The sequence below is a fragment of the Spirosoma harenae genome (assembly GCF_054776975.1).
Map to the genome: position 1 here is coordinate 120,169 of NZ_BAAHBD010000005.1, position 21,430 is coordinate 141,598.

The window sequence follows — 21,430 nt, forward strand, 5'->3', positions numbered from 1 at the left end:
TCGTTCCTCAGCATGACAAAAACTACTCATTGTACTTACTTTATCAGTTTAAATTCTAATTAGCGACTGATTGTTGATTCACTTCCTTTTTCGACGCGCATAACGCCCCGCATGATGCTCCAGTGGCCGGGGAATGTACAGATAAATGGGTAATCGCCGGGTTTGGTTGGGGCCACAAATTCCAGCGTATACGATTCACCTGGATTGACTAAAATGCTGGAGGCTATCACTTCCGGTAATTGCGGAACGTAATGTTTCTCCACACTTTTTGGGTCCTGCGCCATTTTATCGGCAGCTTTTCCAACTTTCTCGGCGGCACCGGTTTTGCAGATGACGATGTTATGCTGCATGATATCCGGATTTTCGAGCGTCAGTACAACTGGTTGCCCGGCACGTACCGTAAATTGCTTGGTGTCGTATTTCATCTGCTCTTCTACTACCTTGATAGTCACCACCGTCGCCTTATCGGATATGGATTTTTTAGCAGGTGCTGGTTGAGACTCGCTGGTTGGATTACGTATCTCTAATGTAGAATTCTGCATATTTCCAATAAAATCGAAGGACGACGAAGTTTCGTAAGCACCGGCATACGTTCCCATCGAGTTTTCATTGGTAAAATCACGTTGTATCCGAATGCTACCTATCAGCGGTTTCGTAAACAGCGAAGGCGCTTTCCCTTTGGCGGCTTCCTGCCCGTTCACGAATAGCACCATTTCCCCGTTGTTCAATAGCCGACTTTCAAACTCGAAATTGTCAGGGAGTGCTTCTTTGGTGCTGGCCGAATACACCTGACCATCCTGCTTCACTACCATCGTCAGGCGATTATTTTTCACGTATAGACCGTATCCGCCATCTTTTCCACCCTGCCCGACAATGAAACCTTCCATCGCGCGAAAACCTTTGGCTGCTGACCCTTTTACGATAATTTCCTTACCCGTTACGTCTGGCGGCATGGTGATAACAGCCCGTCGTTGCAGAGCATACACTTCTTTATTAATGCCTGTCAGCAACCGACTGGCCAGTGAATTTTCTGCGGGTGGTGTAGCTTTAGCGGCTTCGGCCAGAAAACCGGTCCGGTGAACGGCAGCCGCGGCAAATAAGGCACGACCAAGCCATTCGTCAGAATCGTTTTCAGGACGTAGCGAGGCCCGGTAGAGCGCAGCTCCAATAGCATCAGATGCAGGCATTTGCACCATCGCCAAGGTAGCAGCCATTCGAACGTTCAGATTTGGATCGTCCAGTAAACCCACTTTTTGTAATACGTCCAGCGTCTGGCTTGTAGCAGGAAGCACTTCAATGGCGGCTTTACGTACGCCGGCGGCTTTATGCGTCAGCGCTTTGGAAGCCGCCTGAATGGCTTCGGAATTGGAGCCAGTAAGCGCACCCAAACCGTGTAGCGTCCATAAGGCGTGAACGGCGGGGCTATTCAGGCCAATTTCGTCTACCTCAGGATTCGCGATGATTTTGTAAAGTTCAGGAATCACGGCCGTGTTTTTCGATTCAACAATCAGTCGCTGGGCATTCATACGCCAGAACATATTGTCGCTTTTGAGCGCGGCAATCAGACCTGTTGGTTCATTTTTCGACAACGTAATGGGCTGATATGGTTTCGCCTTTTTGTAAACGATGCGGTAAATACGGCCAAAATTGATATCGCGTAGTGGACTATTGAAAGCATTCCCCTGCCCACGCGGCTGATCTTTGAACGGTAACACCATTTCTGACGGGGCCTGCCGCTCCACAAATACGTTGTGCTGGATGATGAAGTTATACCAGTCAGCCACCCAGAGGGCACCATCGGGGCCAACTTCGGCCTGCACAGGGCCAACCCACTCATCAGTACTGGCGAGCATATTCCAGCCGTCTTGCTCGGCAAAACCAGCTCCTTTTGGTTCAATAATGGCATTATGAATCAGTCGAACGGTTGGCTCACAGACAAACGCCACCCGATTCCAGTACGATTTGGGGAAATTCCGGGCGGTATAAAAATGGTGTCCCGCTGCCGACGTAAAGCCGCCCACTACGTCCACCTGGCGTAGATTCGGGGTCATGGTGTGCGAATCGTAATGGCCGTCGATTTTTTGGACTGCCTGTAACGTAGCACCCGGCAGGTTACGCTGCATGTAGCGGGCGGGCATTGAATAAAACGCGCTGTGGGTGTTGTTGGCGGTAGAAATGAATACGTTATTATCCTCCGTAAAACCCAAACCCCACGTATTGTTGCTTGTGTTTGCCAGGAAATCGAATCCGGTTCCGTCGGGATTTACGTTATAAACGCCGGTTCTGAAATTGAGCGATAGACCGTCTTTGGTGGTGCCAGTGTAGCCGGAGCCAACCACCCCCCAAATCTTGTTGTTGAAGCCGTATTGCAGGTTCGATGGACCGAAGTGCGTATCGTTTTTGTCCCAGCCAGACATAATATTTTCCCGAACGTCGGCTTTATCGTCGCCATTGGTGTCTTTTAGGAAAACGAAGTGCGGAGCCATCGATACCACTACGCCACCGTTGGCAAACACCATGCTCGTTGGGATGTTCAGCTTGTCGGCGAAGATGGTAAACTTATCGGCTTTTCCGTCGCCGTTGGTGTCTTCGCAAATTTTGATGCGGTCGTTGGCAGCTCCATCGGTTTCCAGAAAGGTATTCGGATAATCGACTGATTCCACAATCCAGAGCCGCCCCCGTTCATCCCACGACATGGCAATTGGATTCGTAATATCCGGTTCGGCGGCAAATAACTGAATATCGAAATCAGTCGGTACCTGCATGAGTTTTTTCGACTCTTCGGGTTTTAACGCCACCTGCATCGCCGGAACCCGATGCCGCTTGGTGTAATCGTCAATAGCAATATTGGCCGACTCGTAAATGTCTACGTTCGGAATTCCCAGTTTCGCAATCTGCTTAGTTACGGGTTCGCCAATGGCCCACAACACCCCCCGATTGACCAGTTCGCGGAAACCGGGATTTGTCCATGTGCTATCGTTATGACCGTAGGCGGTGTAAAAGACACGGCCTTTGCCCTGCTTTCGTACCCACGTATAAGGTTCCTGTCGGTCGCCATCCTGACGAGTCGTCAGAACGGTCATGTCGGGGTTGAGCCGCTGGTGAGTGTACGTTTCATCCCAGGACGTCGTAAAAGGAGCTAACCCCTGCATAACGGGGTGATTCTTCGCGACGATATTCTCCGTAATCGGACCCGATTTATGCGACTTGAACTGTCCACCAATCGTGTTGATATACCAATCCGAGTTTTTGAAACAGCCTGACGCCGAATGCAGTGGAATTAAGCCTTTTCCACCTTCCACAAACTCCTTCAGAGCGGCTTCCTGAGCAGGTGGAAGCGTGTCGTGATTGGCGTAGATAATCAGGCCATCATATTTCGCCAGATTTTCAGGATTGAGGTCGTTGAGGTTGACGGTGTAGGTCAGGTTCACGCCTTTTTTAAAGAGCGAAATAGCGAGCCAGGGAGCATATTTTCCTGAATCGTGGTGCTTACTTCGGTTGCCTAGAAACAGCACTTCACCCCGGCGAGCGGTTACGTCGGTAGTACGATTCTGTCCCGAATTTGTTCCCGTTTGGGCAGTTCTCGTGCAGCCCTGATATAACCCGAGGGCTATCAGGAGAGTAAGAAATGGTATTTTCATGGAGTAAGAGTTGGGCGATTAGTGCGGGGGGGCGAGCCAGACTTGCTGAGTGAAAGCGCCATTAACGGCGGCATCCCAGACTTCAACCCGGACCCACGTTCGGTTTTTAAGATTTGTGTCGAATCGGTACGCTTTTTTGCCGTAGGGCAATGTATTGGTCAAGTCGATACGTTCGCGGTAGACCTGTTTGCCGTCGCCGGATACAATTTCGGCGAACGTGAGCGGGAAGGTCCAGTTTACATCCAGATTGATAGTTGCTTTTCCGTCGGCAGCCAACGTAGCCGTTTGGCCTGATCCTTTGCCATTTACCGTGAAAGCTGGCAGCAAGATTTCGCCGGTTGTTACGAAAAACTTACCTTGTTTCATGACGTCCAGAACCGGCTGCCAACCCGAATTGTAATCAGGCAACTTGTCCATTTGCATGTAGTTGACATTCAGGTGGGCATAAGTTTCGTTTTCCGGTTCCATCGTGAAAATGTCGGTCTCTGCAATGGCGTGTTTTTTATATCCCCAGTTCGAGTAGTCATCCAGCAAATCCAGTACACGACGACTTAGTTTGGGTTCTGATAAATCGGCAGGGATATTTTTCCAGGCCGCTCCGAAAAAATGGTCCGACTTAAAAAAATCTTCTTCCTTGTATTTATCGGGATACCCCGTAGAGCCTTTGGTACGGGCGTGAGCTACCCATGCCAGACCGTTTTCGGCTTCTAAGAGCTTGAGCATATCGTTCTTGTCCGCAATCCGATAGACTTTGCCGTAGCCTGGTTCATTCGTCACGAACGGCATTTCGGGTTTGCGCGACATAATCCAGTACACATCTTTCGGAAAGAAAGACAGCCAGTGCCCTCCGAAGAAATTATTGGGCTCTTCGCCGGGTAGTAACAGAAAGTCATTGCCCGATAGTCGTTTGCATTGCTCGTGTAGCGCCTTTAGCTCCCGAAGACGCAAGCTATCAGGACCTTTTGGATGACCAGGGCCATGAAATTCAGCTAGGTGAACAATATTGACGCCGTGATCTTTGAACACCTTTACGAAGTTTGGATTCTCCGGTATAGGCTTCCCCGCCAGCACCACTTTCATCGTGAATTCATTGTGAAAGTGGCTCGACATCGTTTTGTAGCCTGGCACCGCTGGATACTTGTCATTGTGCGTGAATCGCTTCACTTCGGCCAGCGTTTCGGCAGGCTTTTCGGTACTGAGCAGGCAGAAAAAGTTGAGCCGTTGTTGGGTGCCTGGAGGAGCGTTGACCCAGGGAACCCAGCGCTTGTCGCCCATCAAATCCTGTCGGATACCAATGCCAAACTCAGGAACGAGACTTCGGTAGCCTGTTCCATACCACGTAAAATCGAGATTGAACGCTTCGTCTAACGGATAAAAATATTGGTGCGGAGCCGGGAAAACAGCCAATGTTCCGTTTGGTCCAGTGCCCATAATCGTCCGGTATTTTACCGCCTGTGCCTTATTGGGAGCCGTTGGATTGAGCGGAGACTCCTGCATCTTGTTGTCCGTATCCGACCAGGCTAACGTAGTCCAGTTCGGCTTTTTGCTTACCAAGCCTGCATCGTAGAGAATGGCCGTTGAATCAACCTGCGTCGACATGACAGCCGCTACATTGAAAAGCGAACTTCCCTGATACACCGTAATTTCGATGGCTCCCCGAAAACGATCTGCTTCCGTATCGCCGATCCGCAACACGGTTCGCGTACCAACGGTGCTGACACTGGCCGACCGTTTGGTCAGTTGAACCGCGTAGGATTTGCTGGGAAGTCGGTTCGTTTTATCGAAAAAAATGTTCCAGCCGTTTTGCGACACTAAATCCCGTTTACCGATGGTCAGGACAAAGGCCGGGTTCATGTCACTTGCAATTTCACTGAACTTTCCACCTTTCGAGAGTTGGATGTGACTGAACAATGGTTTATCCGGAGCCAGACTAACAATCAGTTTCCCCATTTCCTTACCCGCAGCTGGCCAGGTCAATATGACATCGCTACCCTGCTGCGAGACAGTAGTGGGGCTTTTGGTGTATTTCGACAAATCAACCTTTACCTGAGCGCGGGCGGTTATCGACCCAAGAAAAGTAAGCAGGAAAAGGAGTTTTCTCATTGAGCAGAATCTCATTGTACGTGTTCTATATAGGTTATTAATCATGGTTGACATACTAAGCACAAAGGTCACCGCTTTTGCAAGCTGACGATTCACTCGTCCGGTGATCCTCTGCGGCTTAGTCATCAATCACCAACCTACAAATTAATTTTCTGTACAGGCGTATAGATCATATCTTCAACGCCTGCAATTTTCAACCCGATACGGGCAAAAACGTAAGCCTGTGAAGGCACCAGAGCCGGTAAATCGCCTGTCGTCAGACTTACATTAGCTAAGTCCTTAATGTCAGCTCCGGCTAAATCGGCTTTATTCAGGCTATTACCCGCATCCACAAACTGTGTTTTGTTCACATATAAAGAGACCCGCTCGACAGCCTTACCGTTAGTAGCATCTGTAATTACTTTTTCCAGCGAAACACTACCCGATATTTTCCGCCCACTGAGCGCCATTTTGGCGTTACGAAGCATATAATAAGGCATCACTTCGATGTCTAACGTCTGACTCCCCTGGACTGTGATATTCAGGCTGTCGGGCGTATTAGAAGCTGTTCGTTTCCAGAGAAAAGGACCCTGCCCGTTGGGAACAATCAGTTTGTATTCTCCATCAAACAGCAGCGACGAAAAGGACCCATCCTGCTTAATCGGAATCCGGATGGAACTGCGGTTGTTATAGGCTTTCTGCCAGAGTTCCAGAAAAACCGGAAAATCGGAGTTGTTGCCCACGGCTACGTTCGCACTCTGCATGAGAAGCGGTTCACCTTTATACACAAGCCGCCCTTCGAAGGTAGATTTGGGGGGCTCGAAATTATCTAGTTCACACCCGGTTAGGCCGAGGATAAACAGGAGAAGTGCTAGGTATGTCTTCATATTTTTAAGGAGTGAAATCGCACTGCTTACTGGTTAGGATTTCTGAGAATCAGTGGGTTGTTGTTGATAATCGCATCGGTGATGCGCGAATAGTAGTTGCCCAGCCGGAAAATATGGCTTTGCGTTACCCGACCCGACAGCACTTTCCGGAAAACCCATTTATTATGATTGGCTCCCCCTGGATCGTAGATTTTGTAAGGCCACAGACTATATACCCGAGTACTCGGTTCAGTGGCTTTACCGGGTTGGGTGGTCAGATCGGAGTTACTGCCATCCCATACGATATGGGCAATACGCCACCGCTTCAGATCCCATAATTCATGATTTTCGTAAGCCAGTTCCACCTTGCGCTCATGCACGATCCGGTCGAACGTGATTTCTGAGGGAGTTAACGCTTTTGTTAGTCCTGCCCGGTCGCGTACTTGCTTCATATACCCGGCAGCTATCGCCGTTTGGCCCAGTTCGAAAGCAGCTTCAGCGGCATTAAGCAGCACCTCGGCGTAGCGATAGCGTACATTCCAGACTTCGCTCATCGTACCAATCTGCCCTGAACCGGTTACGGGGTCGTTGTATTTCCGCATGTAAAATCCTCCCTGTGCCGAACCGTCATACCCTTCAATTGGCCCTGATAAACCTACTACCTGCACCGATGCTCCGTTGACCGTTTTGAGTTGTCCCAACTGATCGCCCGACAGGATGCTGCCGTTGCCTAAAATCAGTCCGGCAAAGATGTCGATTGAGCGGTTTTTGAACAGATTACCCGGTACCAACACCGTCCCCTGTAACCGCGCATCGCGTCCGGCAAAGAGATCTTCGGGTTTATCGTAATAGATATAGTCAGTAGCCGCACCTTTATTTATTTCCAGGGGCGCGAACGTATTATCTAACTTCTCGAACGATTGCACAAGGTTGAGAGAAGGGTTCAGACGGCCACCGCGCTCGCCTTCTTCAGTAACAGCACGAGGCTGATTATCCAATGCAAACGAATGAACCTTACCACTTTGCAGTTTGTAATCCTCCACAAAAATCACTTCTGGATTGTTCGCCTTATCCAGGAAAATGTTGGCGAAATTGGTCGAGAGATCAGGTGCTTTCTGGTAAAGTGAATATTGCCCGGAGTTAATCAATTCCTGAGCCGCTTCCAGCGCCGTCTGAAAATACGCATTTGCCTTTGCTACCGGAATACCGACTTCGCCATTGGGTAGCGAAACTGTTGGCGTATTGACACCATATTTAGCGATGGAACCCGCGTAGAGCGCAGCCCGAGCTTTAGAAGCTACCGCCAGTCCGTAGGTAGCGCGTGATTTCTCGTTGGGCGTTTTAGGCAGAATTGCCTTGACGGCCTCAAACTCGCTGATAACATAGTCGTAAATCTCCGACTCTTTAGCGCGGGGTTTGCGTAGGTAAGCGGCATTACCACTATAATCGTATGTAAGCGATTCGGTAATAAGCGGCACTCCACCCATACGTTTGACCAACTCAAAATAAGCGTTCGCTCGCAGATACCGGCCTTCAGCGGCAAACCGAGCCTTATCGGCTGCCGTTAATTTGGTGGCGGCATTAACCCGTTCGATGAACAGGTTGATTTCGCGGATGTAGCCATAATCCCAGAAACTCCAGTCGTCATAGCTGTACTCGCGGTTCTGATGCCGTGGGTAATCGCCCGATGAGAAGGCTTCGTCAAAAGCCGCATAAATACTTATGGGGTTACTGGCCGGTTCCTGTAGATCAGGAATGCGGTTATAGAGTTCCGTTGCTGCCGACAATACAAGCCGGGGATCACTGTAAACCTCATCGACCAGGAGAATATTGGTCGATTTGATATTCAGAAATTCGGAGTCATCCTTGCAGCCGGTCGTCAGCGAAAAGAGCGCGACAAGCGAGAAAATGTATTTTTTCATGACGGTGGCAGTTTAGAAGCTCAGGTTTAGGCCAAAATTGAGGAGTTTGGTTTGCGGGTATTGCAACCCGTTTTCATCCTGTACTTCGGGGTCGATGCCATAGGGCCGAGTATTATCTATGGAGAACAGATTGTAGGTGTTTACAAACACGCGCGCTTTCTGAATCTTAATTTTTTGGGTCAGCAGCGTAGGCAGCGTATAGCCCAATTCCATCGTCCGGTTGCGGAGGTAGGTAATGTTGAGCAGCCACCAACTCGAATTTTTGTTGATGTTGCTATGCCCTGTATCGTTGTACCGGAGCGGAATTTCGGTACCCGCAATCCACGGACTATCGGGATTGAATGGGTCGGCCCGGCGCCAGCGATTATCGAATAACAAGTGTGGCACGTTACCGGTGTTCTGATAAGCGTTACGTTGCTCGTTGGTTCGGTTGATCGCCATCATCGTACCCCCTGAGAAGTCCATGGCAAAATCAAAGCCTTTGTATTGCACCGTAAGATTCAGACCGCCCGACAGAATCGGCGTATTGTTGATGCCGTAGCCAATGGGTCGTTCGTCGCGGCTGTTAATAACGCCATCGTTATTCTGATCACGGAAAATCAAATCGCCGGGAATCATCGTCCGGTTGCCCTGCCCGTCGTTATTGATCGCGTAGTTATTGATATCGTCCTGCGACTGGAATTGACCGACAACTTCGTATCCCCAGAAAATATTGCTCCAGCGATTCGTCAGCGATTCACGGTACTCAAGCAGCGAGTTTCCGAAAAGTGGATTGTAGGGCGTGAGATACCGGCTACGAGCATACGACAGGTTTGCGCCAATCGTAAACCGGATGCCCCGGACATTACCGTTATACGTCAGCGAACCTTCTCCACCAACTACGGCATCGCTCTCCAGGTTTTCCTGTGGTAGTGCATACCCTAATTCACTAGGAACAAATACGTCGCTTTTCACGGCGGGTAAACCATCGCGAACACGGCGGAAATAATCGAGCGTACCGGTGAATTTGTTATTTAGTAACGAGAAATCGAGTCCAATGTCGGTCACTTTGGCGGTCAGCCACGAAATACGGTCGAAGGCAATACCCCGGTCACGGGCGGCTACGGTCGTTGTTCCCGACATGATACCGACACCCGTGTTGTAGTTATAGCCGGGGTTATAGGCATAGGGATCGAGGTCAGCGTTGTTTGGCCGAACGTTGTCATCCCCTAATTGTCCATACGAAACTCTCAGTTTGAGGTCGCTCAGAAAGGCTCCGTTGTTGGTCCACGACTTAAAGAAAGGTTCCTCCGTGACACGCCACGCAGCCGACACTGACGGGAACGTACCCCATCGTTTAGTCGGCGAAAATTTCCACGACGCATCGCGCCGAGCAGCTACTTCCAGAAAGTATTTATCCGCATAGCCATAATTAACCCGACCGATATAACCCACCCGAGCCTGCGTAGCATCGAAGTCGGCATAGGCAACAATATCGGCAAACTGCATGACCGGCAACGTATTGGTTTTCGGGACAGTACGGGCCTCTACATTCCGTTCGCGCTTCTGGAGCCGCTCGGTCAGTGCGATGGCGTTGATGGAGTGTTTTCCAAACGTATTCGCATAAACAAGCTGTATCTGGCCGATGCTTTCGTCAATTTTATTCACGACCCGCTGTCGGTATGGATTCTGACTACCGCCCGTCCGATTGTATTGCTGGGTCGTAGGGTTGTAGGTATACGTATCATAGGTGTATTCGAACACTTCACGTTGCGAATCCCGGAACATGTATGAATACAACCCTTTCAGTGTCAGACCTTTGATAGGTGTTATGTATTCGCCGGTAAATTGAGGGGTGACCGATGTATAGACTTCTTTGAGGAAACCCGATCGGGTATAGTTCAGATAGCCCCAGTTCGAAGCCGGGTTACTGATCGTGTTGATATAATCAGGATTGTCGTTGGCGTAAGGCCGTTCGGTAGGCCGGTTTCGGAGGATAGCAAACTTGGGGGCTACGTAGTCATCACCACCTGGCACACCCGGATTTTCGCGGGTTTCCTGCCGCCCGGCGATAGTTAATCCCACTTTGATTTTGTCCGTAATGCGGGCGTCAATATTCGACTGGATATTTGTCCGGTTAAAGAAGAACTCGCGACCCATCACTGAATTCTGGTCTAGTCGGGTAGCTGAGATGTAATAGTTAATACGGTCTGAACCGCCACTTGCGCTCAGATTGATGTTCGATTGTGGAGAGTTGGGTTGAATAATGAAATTATACCAGTCGAAATTCTGGTAACCGTATTCTGTGCCTATTTTATACTTATCTAATTCGGACTGCGTGATAGCGGTAGTGCCATTGCGGTTTACCTCTGCCTCCGCTTTACCCAGGTTCCATTCGTAAGCGTTCACGACAGTTGGAAAGCGCGTCCAGTTCTGAAAACCGTAGTAAGCATCCAGATTGATTGTACTTCGCTGGCCAACTGTTCCGCGTTTGGTCGTTACGATAATAACGCCGTTGGCAGCACGAGACCCATAGATCGAGGCCGAAGCATCTTTCAATACCGTAATGGTTTCAACGTCGTTGGGTGAGAGATTATCGAACTGGGTTTTGTCCTTCGGCACACCGTCGATGATAAACAGTGGGTTACCACCCATGTTCCGAATCTGGATGTTGGCCGCTGCGCCGGGTCGTCCGTCGGGTTGTCGGAACTGTACGCCCGGAATTTTACCGGCCAGTGTTCCTGTTACGGTCGAAGCGTGAACACGACCCACATCGCGGGATGTTACGGCTGAAATAGCCCCGGTTATGGATTCTTTTTTCTGCGTACCATAACCCACCACTACCACTTCCTGCAAGCCTTTGGAATCTGGATCGATAGTGATGTCGATGGTTGTTTGATTTCCGATCAGTACCTCTTTGGTCAGGTACCCGATAAACGAAACGACTAATGTGTTGCTTGTCTGCTCGGTCGGCACAGGGAGCGTGTACATCCCGTCGGCGTTGGCCGAAGTACCTGTTGATGTGCCTTTCAACACAACGGTAGCCCCCGGTAGTGGCCCTCCATTTTCACCGAGGACTTTCCCTGAAAGTGTGCGTTGCTGGGCCTGGGTTTGCCTTCCAAGTAGAAGAAGTAGCAGCAAGCCAATCAACCAGATTGGCCTCAATCTGTAGTTGTTCTTCATAGAAATAAGTTTGGTTATAGGATTTAGGAGAATTAGCTCTGCTTTTAAAAGCGTGGCATAATTCAAAGGAATGATTTTGCAATTTTAAGAAGTTACCTACTATACAATCTTGACTTTTGATCAAAAAAGCAGGACAATTGTGCAATTTTTACCTATTTATATCCACTTCTGAATAATTGTGCGATTGCAAAAACATATGACTGTTTTGGACTAATGCAACATATAAGCTATTTTTTGCTACATATTAAGAATCATATTGTATTGATTTCTAGCTTGTTATTATTTACTACTACGACAAGTGAAGCTCAAAACTTTTATTTTAATGCGCTCACGTCCAAACATGGCCTGTCGCACAATAGTGTTTTTAGCATTACGCAGGACCACAAGGGCTTTATTTGGTTCGGAACGCGGGCAGGTGTCAGCCGCTACGATAGCCAGCGAATCAAACATTACCCGTTGAATGATACCGATCCCAACGCTGAAGCGGCACGGGTTAATGTCGTTTACACAGTTGGGCAGGAACTCTGGGTAGGTACGGCTGCGGGCCTGTTTCGCTACCTGTTCGACAAGGATGAATTCGTGCCTGTGTCACTTGGAAAAAGCTCGGTAAACGTAACGGTCATCCGCCGAGTGTCGACTGGTGATTTGTGGATTGGTAGTCCAGATGGCATATATATTTTGTCGGCGCGAGAACAGGTCCGGCAAATGCTGGCCGGAAAACTTGTCCATGATATCTATGAATTTCGAAAGGGCTCTTTTCTGATTTTGCAGAACAATACACCCAGCATCGTCAACTCAGCTGGAGAAACGATCGTTACACTCACTATTGAGGGAGAAAATCACCGAAAATCTCATACACTTCGCAATCACAAACTATTCAGAGATCGGCGGGGAGCTATTTGGCTAAGTACGGAAAACGATCTGCTTCAATTAGATGAGACAACAATGTCTTTCAAGCCGTTAGAGTGGTTTGCGCGACTCGTAAGCGGACAAGTGCGGATTATACGTACCGTTGTCGAAGATTTGGCCGGTAACGTCTGGATTGGTGGTGAAGCGGGAATTATTATGGTTGACAGCCAACGTCGGACCACTCGTAGCTATGATAAATCGTTCACAGCCTCGCCCTACGGTCTGACTGACCGGGCGGTTTATTCGAGCTACGTTAGCCGGGATGGAGTAGTTTGGCTGGGTACGTATTTTGGTGGCGTTAATTACACAAAACCCGTTGGTATTTCATTTGGGCATCTTTTCCCGGCTACCGAAGGGCAAACCATTGCAGGAAAAGCCATTAGCCAACTTGCCATTGACGCTCAGGACCGGCTGTGGGTTGGTACCGAAGATGGTGGCATCAGCATTCAGGACCGGGCTACAGGGCGTTATACGTACCACAATCGGTTGAATGGCCTGAGCGATAATAACGTTCATGCCATTCTGATTGATAAGTCGGGGATTGCCTGGGTTGGTACGTTTTTGGGAGGGTTAAACCGAATCGATCCGAAAACAGGGAAAAAGAGGGCTTTTCTGCATAATCCAGACGATCCGACCTCACTCACAAGTAATTACATCAGCTCACTTTACCGAAACCAGAACGGTCAACTCTGGATAGGTACAACCCGTGGACTGAATATTCTGGATGAGAAAACGGGGACTTTTCAACTCTTCAAACCTCAGGAACTGGGCCCCCGATTTGTGATGGACATGCTGGGCGATACGTCGGGACGAATCTGGATTGCTACGTCGAACTCAGGTGTGTACCTGTACGATTCTAAACGCGACAAGTTGACTCATTATGATGCCAGTAATACCCCCGCTTTACGGAGCAATCAGATCATGAGCATTTATGAAGATTCGGATCATAATGTCTGGTTCAGCAGTCTGAATGGCGGTGTATGTCAATGGAATTATCGGCAAAAAAAGTTTATCCAACATCCCGTACAAACGTATCTGGCTAACCAGACAGTTTATGAAACGCTGGAAGATACCAATGGAACGTATTGGTTTTCAACCAATAACGGTCTTCTTTCTTTTAATCCGAAACAAAACACGCACCGAGTATTCGACGGAAGTAATGGACTGGAAGCTACTCAATTCAATTTTAAATCGGCACTGAAAGATCGAGACGGCAATCTGTATTTCGGAAGCGTCGACGGACTTTGTTATTTTAATCCCGACAGCATTGCCAAACGGGTTTTTGATCCGCCCGTTTACTTTACCGACCTCAAACTCTTCAATAAGGAAGTTAAGGCCGACGGCGAACTCATGCTAACCAAACGGCTTGATGAAACCAAAGAACTGATTTTCAAATACGCGCAAAATGTCATCACGTTCGATTTTGTGGCCATCAACTACTTTTCGAAACAGACCAATTATTATACGTATTATCTCGAAGGATTTGAAAAAACCTGGGGACCCAAAACCACTGTTAACTCGCAGACATACACGAATTTATCGCCCGGAAGGTACACGTTCCACGTTCGGTCCTATCAATCAAACGGCGATTTGTCGCCAACTGAGCGTACGCTTCAGATTGTGGTGAAACCGCCTTTCTGGCGAACCGACTACGCTTATCTTCTCTATGCATTGCTTGGCATTGGTTTGCTGATCTTGTATCGACGGGTCATCACGTATCTGAACCGCCAGAAAATGGCCGTGCAGATGGAACGGGTAGAACGGGAAAAAAGCAGAGAGCTAAATCAGCAGAAACTGAATTTCTTTACATTTCTTTCCAATGAATTTAAAACGCCCATCACCCTGATCATTGCCGAGATTGACGAATTGATTCAAAACAATCAGGCCTGGCGCGCTGATTCTGCCACGAACTATGGAATTATCAAGAAAAACGCCCGGCGGTTGCAGGCATTAATTGATCAGATCACCGAACTCCGAAAAACAGGTCACAAAATTCAGAAAATTCACCTCGCCGATGCAGATATCATTGCCTTCATAAAAGATACGCTAAAGGGATTTGACCCGCTGCTTCGAGACCGCCAGATTCAGAAGCGGCTTACGTTTTCGCCCCCTTATCTGATGGCATCGTTTGACTCCGGAAAGCTGGAAATGATTATTGGTAATGTCTTCTTTTACCTGGTCGACCAGTTAGCGGAAGGCGACATACTGAACTTCGATGTTGAGGTAGTAAATACGACGGACAATGGACCGACTGAGTTGCGGCTTACCTTCACGTTCGACAGCCAGCCGGAGCTCATGAAGAGTATCGAAACGAGCTATCAGTATGCCGGGAATCCTGAGGAAATTTTTGGGCAGGATAATTCGCTGAGTATTGGTATACTACTGGCGTTCAGTTTGTTGAAATTATTGTCGGGTCGGATCGCTTTTTCGGAGCCGAACAGTCGTTCTCAGCTTTCGCTTCAACTACCCATTCAAAAAACGCCCGTTAGTAGGAATACCCTGGCAACCAAACTACCCAGCTCAATAAACCAGCATATTGTTGATACGCCAGACAATTTGTCGTCGAACAGGGAGTTGACTGGTAATTCGGCAGATGAATCCGTAGTAAACGACAAACCTAATCTGCTGATTATCGAACGGTCTAAAGAGCTGGCTCAGTTTCTGAAACGCCATTACGGAGAAACCTATCGCATTAGCATGGCCAACACATTTGGCGAAGCCTTGAAGAAAGCCGAAACGATGCTACCCGAAATTATTCTGTGCGACAGCGATATACACGACAAAGAACACAGAAGCATCTGTCTGGTTTTGAAAAGCAACCCTCAGACTCAGCACATCCCGGTTATTTTATTACTTGATAATGAAGATGATAAAACCATTATCGACGGCCTGAACAATGGTGCTGATGGGTACATCAGTAAGCCGTTCAGTCTGAAAGAACTGGATTTGATACTGAGTAACCAACTGAAAACGGTATCGCTACTAAAAACTAAATTAACGGGCAATCTGACGGGTTCATTACGTAGTGCTTTGCCTCAGCGTAATAAAGATCAGGAGTTTGTGCTCCGGTTTGCTGCATTGGTTAATCAGCACTATAAAAATAAAGATGTAACGGCCGATGTGCTGGCGAAGCAAATGAATTGTAGTCGGTCGCAGCTTCATACGAAACTAAAAACGCTAACCGGCCTGAGTACGAAAGAATACCTAAACGATTACCGCCTAATGCTCGCCCGACAGTTGCTTGAAGGCGGTACAAGCGTGACCGAAGTTGCGTTTGAGGTTGGCTTTAACGACCCTAATTATTTCGGCCGGGCCTTCAAAAATAAGTTCGGAGTTACGCCAAGTAAAATTGACTAATAGGTGTACTGGCAAAGCCGTTACTTTACACGAGAAGATTGGGGCTGGTCCATAAAAGGCATTACTACCTTTTATGGACCAGCCTATATTAGTAGACGTTCGCTTACAGGTTCCGCGCTTTCAATTGCGCGACAGCATGATTGGCTGCGCGAGCCGTCAGTGCCATATACGTCAATGACGGGTTTACGTTAGACGATGACGTCATACCAGAACCGTCTGTTACGAACACGTTTTTGCAGGCATGCACCTGATTAAATTTATTGAGCACCGACGTTTTGGGATCTTTCCCCATGCGCGCGGTTCCCATTTCGTGAATACCTAGGCCCATATGTGCTACCGGATTATCGTAGGGCGTCACATTTTTAAACCCGGCGGCTTCGAGCATTTCGGCGGCATCGTTCATAATGTCTTTCCGCATAGCTAGTTCATTCTCACCGAAATCAGCGTCGAATACAAGCTGTGGCAGTCCCCATTTATCAGTTTCTGTCTCACTGGGATAGAAGCGATTATTGGGATTAGACAGGACTTCGCCGAAACCCGTAAGACTAAACTTCCAGGGACCGGGCTGCGTCATACTTTTCTTGAAATCAGCGCCAAAACCCGTTTCCGTTGCCCCCCGCGACCAGTCGGTCCGGCTTGCGCCACCCTGATAGCCAAAACCCCGTAGGTAACTACGCTTGTCGGCTCCCCAGTTGCGGAAACGCGGAATGTATAGACTGCCCGGCCGAGCCCCAAAATAATAATCGTTCTCAAATCCGTCTACATCCGCTCGAGCGCCGATAGCCAGATGGTGATCCATCAAATTCCGGCCTAACTGATCGCTGTCGTTACCAAGTCCGTTTGGAAAACGGGCCGACTTAGAATTCATCAAAATAGAGGTAGAGCCGATGGTGCCCGCATTGAGGAAAATGACTTTAGCGTAAAACTCCCGCACTTCCATCGTATTCTGGTCAATGACGCGTACTCCCTTGGCTTTCTGTGACTTTTCGTCCAGGATAATTTCTTTTACGATCGCGTTATGCACCATCGTCAGCCGGTTCGTATTCCGGGCTGCCGGAAGCGTAGCGGCCAGTGAGCTAAAATACCCACCATACGGGCAACCTCGTGAGCATCGATTTCGGAACTGGCAATCCGTCCGACCTACGGCCAGATGCTGGGGTTGAGCTTTGGTCAGGTGGGCAACGCGGCCAATCGTAATCGGGCGATTCAATTTTTGCGCTACGGATTTCTTCAGGTGGACCTCAGGGGCGGTCATAGCCATTGGCGGCAGAAAATGACTGTCCGGTAAAACGGCTAACCCTTCGGCCTGTCCACTGACACCCACGAATTTCTCGACATAGGAATACCAGGGCACTAGTTCTTCGTAGCGCAGAGGCCAGTCGATACCAATCCCTTCTTTGGCGTTGGCTAGAAAATCCTGAGGATTCCAACGATAGGTGTGTTTACCCCACAACAGCGATTTGCCACCGGTATGGTACGCCCGAATCCAGTTGAATGGCCGTTTCTGAATGTACGGATTTTCTTTATCATTAGTGTATAGATACTGCGAGCCTTCTTTGGCCGAAAAGAACATCGTGGCATAGTGTTCCTCGGCCGCTACATTGCTGATCTTTCCCCGGTGCTCAAACTCCCAGGGGTCTTTCATGGCGTTTTTATAATCTGCAACGTGTTTGAGTTCATACCCTCGTTCGAGCACCAGCACCTTCAGGCCTTTTTCGGTAAGTTCTTTGGCGGCCCAGCCCCCGGTCATACCCGATCCGACGACGATGGCGTCATAGGTTTGGTCTTTGTCTGCTTTTATATTGAGGTTCATAGTTAAAGAGCGATAGAGTGAATGAGCGAAAGAGTGATTTCTCTTCACGCCTGATTGCCGTACATGAAATCTTTCTGACCCGGTTTAATTTTAATCGCTTCGAATCGCCCCGGAATTGGCTGATAGTCGAACGACGCTTTAACGCCCAGTTCGGATGTGAAATACCCCAACAGGGTTAACTCTTTGGTAATGAGCCAGAACGTGGGCGAAGTACTCTTTTGAGAATCGGCCTCTACCTGTTTCAGCGTCGCGGTTTGCTGATCGGGTGAGAGAGTCAGGAAACCTTTTCGTTCCAGTTCACCAAGACCCGTCAGGAAAGCGTTCTGCGCTGGTTTTGTATAGCAATCGCGCAGCATCAGGTCAATGAAATCTGGGACGCCCACATCAAGCGCGCCCGGTGTGTCGGTACGCGGGATAATTAAGTCGGCGGTGCGGGCCACGATTTCCCGTTGGGTCTCGGTCAGAAACGAGCCTACTCGAGCAGGCGATTTATCGTTAACTACGAGCTGTTCCCAGCGATTCATGGCCTGTAAGGTTGGTACTGAAAAGGTTCCGCCCAGTATCCAGGCTACCCGCGTCACTGCTTCCCGTCTATTCATAAGCTTATTTGTTCCAAATGGCGTGTCGATTTTTACACCCCGTTATCTATCGTTCAGTTAAAAAAACTATGCGTTTTTCTAGTGTAAAACCCGAAAGTCGGTATCTACTAAAAAATCGGCCAGTGAATACGAAGCTTGTTTCATAAAACGAAAAAAGCATCTATGCTAGATAATATAGCCTTACTACCATTCATATAGAAAGAGGCATTCATTTATCAAATGACCTCGTTTTTCGAGGAATTTATTTTGATACGTGTAGTTTAATCCTTGCTAGGGGTTATCCGTGAATTTTCGTTGGCTTACCGCACTTTCTGTTGGGAAGTCGGCAGGAATGGGAATATCTACTTTACCCGTAGCCGCCCATTGCGTACCTCGCTGAAGACATGTGATAAAGCCGACGCACTCAACCGAATAATCTACGTGGCCGAGTGGCGTATGAAAAATTCGTCCTTTGCCCATGTTGATGGTCATGAGCATGGGTTCGTTGCGACCCGTGCCCCGGTTATCAGGTGAAGAGTAAGCGGTTGCCAGTACTTCCATTTGTTCGGCTGGGCCGCGCAAACGGTCATACATTTCGTCTTTGGCGTGCATCCACTTGAGCGGCATTCCTTTGGTAATCGGGTGTTTCGAATCGCGTAAGGTTATCAAGAACTCCTTTTGCGCTCCGTGCGAGCCTGCTTTTCCTACGCTGTTGTCTCTCACCAGTTTTCCGCTCTCATCATAATATACGTAAGGACCATCTTTTTCTGTGCGGTCGCCCCAGCCCCCCAAACCGATCATTCGATTATAGGCAGGCCACTGTTGGAACGAATTATCAGCCGCATGGATAACGACTAATCCTCCTCCGTTTTTGATAAATTTTTCGAAATCAGCCTGCGTTGCATCAGACCACGGAGCAGCATTCCACCCAAAATTATTGATCACTACGTCGTACGCTGAAAAATCAGGATGAAAAGCCGAGTCTGCTTTGGGCTTCGGCAAAGACTGTGTAGCAGGCACTCCCTTTATTTTGTATTTTTCAACCAGGTCACCGCCGTTCCAGGTGTAATAGGAACGCTGTACATCGACTGTAAACTTCCCCGTTTCTTCGAGGTAGCGTTTCATCATGTAGGTGATTTTAGGCCATTGTTCGTGGTTATTTTGCCCATCGACAATCAACACCTTGATGGGGGATTTTTTTGCCTGCGCAAACACGTTCCGGGCGTTACCAACTCCCAAAAGTAAAGCCAGAAACAGGTAAATTAGGTTCTTCATGAGCATGCATTCAAGTTAAGCGTAAGTTATCATCTATACTAACCAAAGCCTGAGAAGGCGCAGAACTATTCATTGTTGGTGCTGATTTATCATCCTCTGTTGCAAGTGGTTGTTCGATCATTTACAGATTGAGCCGTTCCAATCGCAGGCGGTAATCAATCTGATCGTTGAATGGGAGCCTTTTCGTTCAGGGAGGACAATCGATTTTCAGCTGCCAGTAGGTGGCAAGAGCCTGATTTTGAGTAACCGCCGAACAGGTATGGAACTAATTGAAGATGAAATAACCCATTTGGCGGGGTTACTTTTTCTAGTTTCTGTGGAAATGGATTGGCTATATATGAATACGGACGAAGCAAAACAGGTTGACCCAACAGCCCGTCCGAAGACAGACCAATGACTCAACCTGTTTCTGATTAATGATAAATTAATTTCTCTGACCGGCCATGTCGATCTGCTCCGTCTGTTATACAGTACCCTTGTAATCCCAATGGTCTTTAATGATTAGCCCATTCGCGTCTTTATGTAATCGCCGGGCGTACTGATCCCCTTTAATAATGCCCCGATCATTGGCCTTACCCACAAATGCAAGAATGGGATTACCCTCTTCGTCGGTCTTTATCGCCACGTCGTAGCGGCCAAACCGCACTGTTACCATCCGGGCTGGTTCATATTTCTTACTGAGGAGTTTCAATAGTCGTTCGCCTACTTTCATATGCTTTTCCGTCAATCAATTTCGTACCTACACTACCTCCCTGGCAGGCAAATGATGACCAGAAAAAGAGGGAAATGAGGGAACGGGTTACGTATCAGCATAGGCGACATAGCAGGAGACCGAATGCTCACAATAGCCGTAAATGCAGTGGTTAGCCAATCCGTAATGATGTTATAGCAGCAACGAATCGGCCGTTTAGCCATTACTGTTTACACAAATGAAAATAAAATCACTAACCGTATTTCTTCTGGGAACGAGTCTGATAGGCTGCTCTACCCAGGAACGCGACAACAGCTCTCAGATGGGTGAGGGAGACGGTCACCTGGCACGACGCGTCACCGGCGTTTACCTGCTCAGCACCGATTACCACTACCAAGAACCCTGCAATTATCTGCCTGAAGAGTTTGTCAAAAACCTCTTCAAGTTAGAGGAGAAGCTACAACTGGAAAAAGTGAGCAAACTGAATAGCTGTGAACTTCGCTGGGGGTCGAATTCGATTGGTTTTTACCTGGAAAGCAACAAACCCTTCGAATCGGTTTATCAATCCGAATATCATTTTAATAAATTATTTGAGCCTAGGGCCAACCAAGTTGCCGACCAGAACACGGACAGTAAACCGCCCCTATCTGGCCCGGCTCCTGAAGGTACTGGCGCGGAGGTTTCGCCCAACATGAGTGATACTACGCCAAAGCAGGATTCCGCGCGTGGTGCTGATCCTGGGGCTCCTCTCGAAGGTATCACCAAACCGACACCGCCCCTGGTTGCACCCGCTAAAAATACGGCTACTGGACAAGCAATCGGCGGAGTGGGCGATAAAGCCATCTGGGAACCGGGCAAAAAATCGTTACATGTGTTATTCAACAATCATGTGTTTAGCGTAGTCGCTCGTATGCCTGGCGATACGGCAACCTTAAAACAAGGGGCCATCGGTTTAGCAAAGGTAGTTATCCATTCGCTAAACGATGATCGAGACCCTAGAGAGTAAAACTCTCAATGTCGTCATCCACAGTAAACATGAGTCATCCCGAATTTTTGGTCTGACTAAAAAAGCGAAAACCTCCTGAACTTTGTGGTCGCCAAACTACAAAACAGGAGGTTTTCTAATGAATACTG

11 protein-coding genes are annotated in these 21,430 nt (G+C 48.5%); 2 read left to right on the plus strand and 9 right to left on the minus strand.

Annotated features, from left to right (window positions below; translation table 11 throughout):
* Window positions 1-59: 59 nt before the first annotated feature.
* The 5 genes from ACYVE4_RS03690 to ACYVE4_RS03710 form a co-directional block, all read right to left on the minus strand.
* Complete coding sequence (locus tag ACYVE4_RS03690; protein WP_460995559.1) at window positions 60-3,641, minus strand: PVC-type heme-binding CxxCH protein; 3,582 nt, start codon at window positions 3,639-3,641, stop codon at window positions 60-62.
* Window positions 3,642-3,659: 18 nt separating this feature from the next.
* Window positions 3,660-5,744, minus strand: a complete 2,085-nt coding sequence (locus ACYVE4_RS03695) for a CehA/McbA family metallohydrolase domain-containing protein (protein WP_460995560.1) — start codon at window positions 5,742-5,744, stop codon at window positions 3,660-3,662.
* 137 nt (window positions 5,745-5,881) lie between these two features.
* The gene (locus ACYVE4_RS03700; protein ID WP_460995561.1) at window positions 5,882-6,610 is read right to left on the minus strand and encodes a DUF3823 domain-containing protein; all 729 of its coding nucleotides are present in this window, start codon (window positions 6,608-6,610) and stop codon (window positions 5,882-5,884) included.
* Between the two features lie 26 nt (window positions 6,611-6,636).
* The gene (locus ACYVE4_RS03705) at window positions 6,637-8,511 is read right to left on the minus strand and encodes a RagB/SusD family nutrient uptake outer membrane protein (protein ID WP_460995562.1); all 1,875 of its coding nucleotides are present in this window, start codon (window positions 8,509-8,511) and stop codon (window positions 6,637-6,639) included.
* 12 nt (window positions 8,512-8,523) lie between these two features.
* Window positions 8,524-11,673, minus strand: a complete 3,150-nt coding sequence (locus ACYVE4_RS03710; protein ID WP_460995563.1) for a SusC/RagA family TonB-linked outer membrane protein — start codon at window positions 11,671-11,673, stop codon at window positions 8,524-8,526.
* 273 nt (window positions 11,674-11,946) lie between these two features.
* On the opposite strand from ACYVE4_RS03710, the gene ACYVE4_RS03715 reads away from it, so the two are divergent.
* Window positions 11,947-15,939 carry a two-component regulator propeller domain-containing protein gene (locus ACYVE4_RS03715; RefSeq protein WP_460995564.1) on the plus strand — a complete coding sequence of 1,331 codons (3,993 nt, stop codon included), beginning with the start codon at window positions 11,947-11,949 and terminating at the stop codon, window positions 15,937-15,939.
* Between the two features lie 103 nt (window positions 15,940-16,042).
* Here the strand turns inward: ACYVE4_RS03715 and ACYVE4_RS03720 are convergent, their stop codons facing one another.
* From ACYVE4_RS03720 to ACYVE4_RS03735, 4 genes are all read right to left on the minus strand, one after another.
* Window positions 16,043-17,752, minus strand: coding sequence for a GMC oxidoreductase (locus tag ACYVE4_RS03720; protein WP_460995565.1), 1,710 nt, complete (start codon window positions 17,750-17,752; stop codon window positions 16,043-16,045).
* 44 nt (window positions 17,753-17,796) lie between these two features.
* Window positions 17,797-18,351: a gluconate 2-dehydrogenase subunit 3 family protein gene (locus tag ACYVE4_RS03725; RefSeq protein WP_460995566.1), complete on the minus strand. Its 555-nt coding sequence runs from the start codon at window positions 18,349-18,351 to the stop codon at window positions 17,797-17,799.
* Window positions 18,352-18,621: 270 nt separating this feature from the next.
* The gene (locus ACYVE4_RS03730) at window positions 18,622-19,605 is read right to left on the minus strand and encodes a ThuA domain-containing protein (protein ID WP_460995567.1); all 984 of its coding nucleotides are present in this window, start codon (window positions 19,603-19,605) and stop codon (window positions 18,622-18,624) included.
* 463 nt (window positions 19,606-20,068) lie between these two features.
* Window positions 20,069-20,317 carry a hypothetical protein gene (locus tag ACYVE4_RS03735; protein WP_460995568.1) on the minus strand — a complete coding sequence of 83 codons (249 nt, stop codon included), beginning with the start codon at window positions 20,315-20,317 and terminating at the stop codon, window positions 20,069-20,071.
* A gap of 217 nt (window positions 20,318-20,534) precedes the next feature.
* On the opposite strand from ACYVE4_RS03735, the gene ACYVE4_RS03740 reads away from it, so the two are divergent.
* A complete protein-coding gene (locus ACYVE4_RS03740) occupies window positions 20,535-21,302 on the plus strand; it encodes a hypothetical protein (protein WP_460995569.1) in 768 nt (255 codons plus the stop codon).
* Window positions 21,303-21,430 lie beyond the last annotated feature (128 nt).

Coding starts and splice junctions, on each gene's coding strand:
- ACYVE4_RS03690 (WP_460995559.1), bottom strand. CDS start 3,641: ATGAAAATACCATTTCTTACTCTCCTGATAGCCCTCGGGTTATATCAG.
- ACYVE4_RS03695 (WP_460995560.1), bottom strand. CDS start 5,744: ATGAGAAAACTCCTTTTCCTGCTTACTTTTCTTGGGTCGATAACCGCC.
- ACYVE4_RS03700 (WP_460995561.1), bottom strand. CDS start 6,610: ATGAAGACATACCTAGCACTTCTCCTGTTTATCCTCGGCCTAACCGGG.
- ACYVE4_RS03705 (WP_460995562.1), bottom strand. CDS start 8,511: ATGAAAAAATACATTTTCTCGCTTGTCGCGCTCTTTTCGCTGACGACC.
- ACYVE4_RS03710 (WP_460995563.1), bottom strand. CDS start 11,673: ATGAAGAACAACTACAGATTGAGGCCAATCTGGTTGATTGGCTTGCTG.
- ACYVE4_RS03720 (WP_460995565.1), bottom strand. CDS start 17,752: ATGAACCTCAATATAAAAGCAGACAAAGACCAAACCTATGACGCCATC.
- ACYVE4_RS03725 (WP_460995566.1), bottom strand. CDS start 18,351: ATGAATAGACGGGAAGCAGTGACGCGGGTAGCCTGGATACTGGGCGGA.
- ACYVE4_RS03730 (WP_460995567.1), bottom strand. CDS start 19,605: ATGAAGAACCTAATTTACCTGTTTCTGGCTTTACTTTTGGGAGTTGGT.
- ACYVE4_RS03735 (WP_460995568.1), bottom strand. CDS start 20,317: ATGAAAGTAGGCGAACGACTATTGAAACTCCTCAGTAAGAAATATGAA.
- ACYVE4_RS03740 (WP_460995569.1), top strand. CDS start 20,535: ATGAAAATAAAATCACTAACCGTATTTCTTCTGGGAACGAGTCTGATA.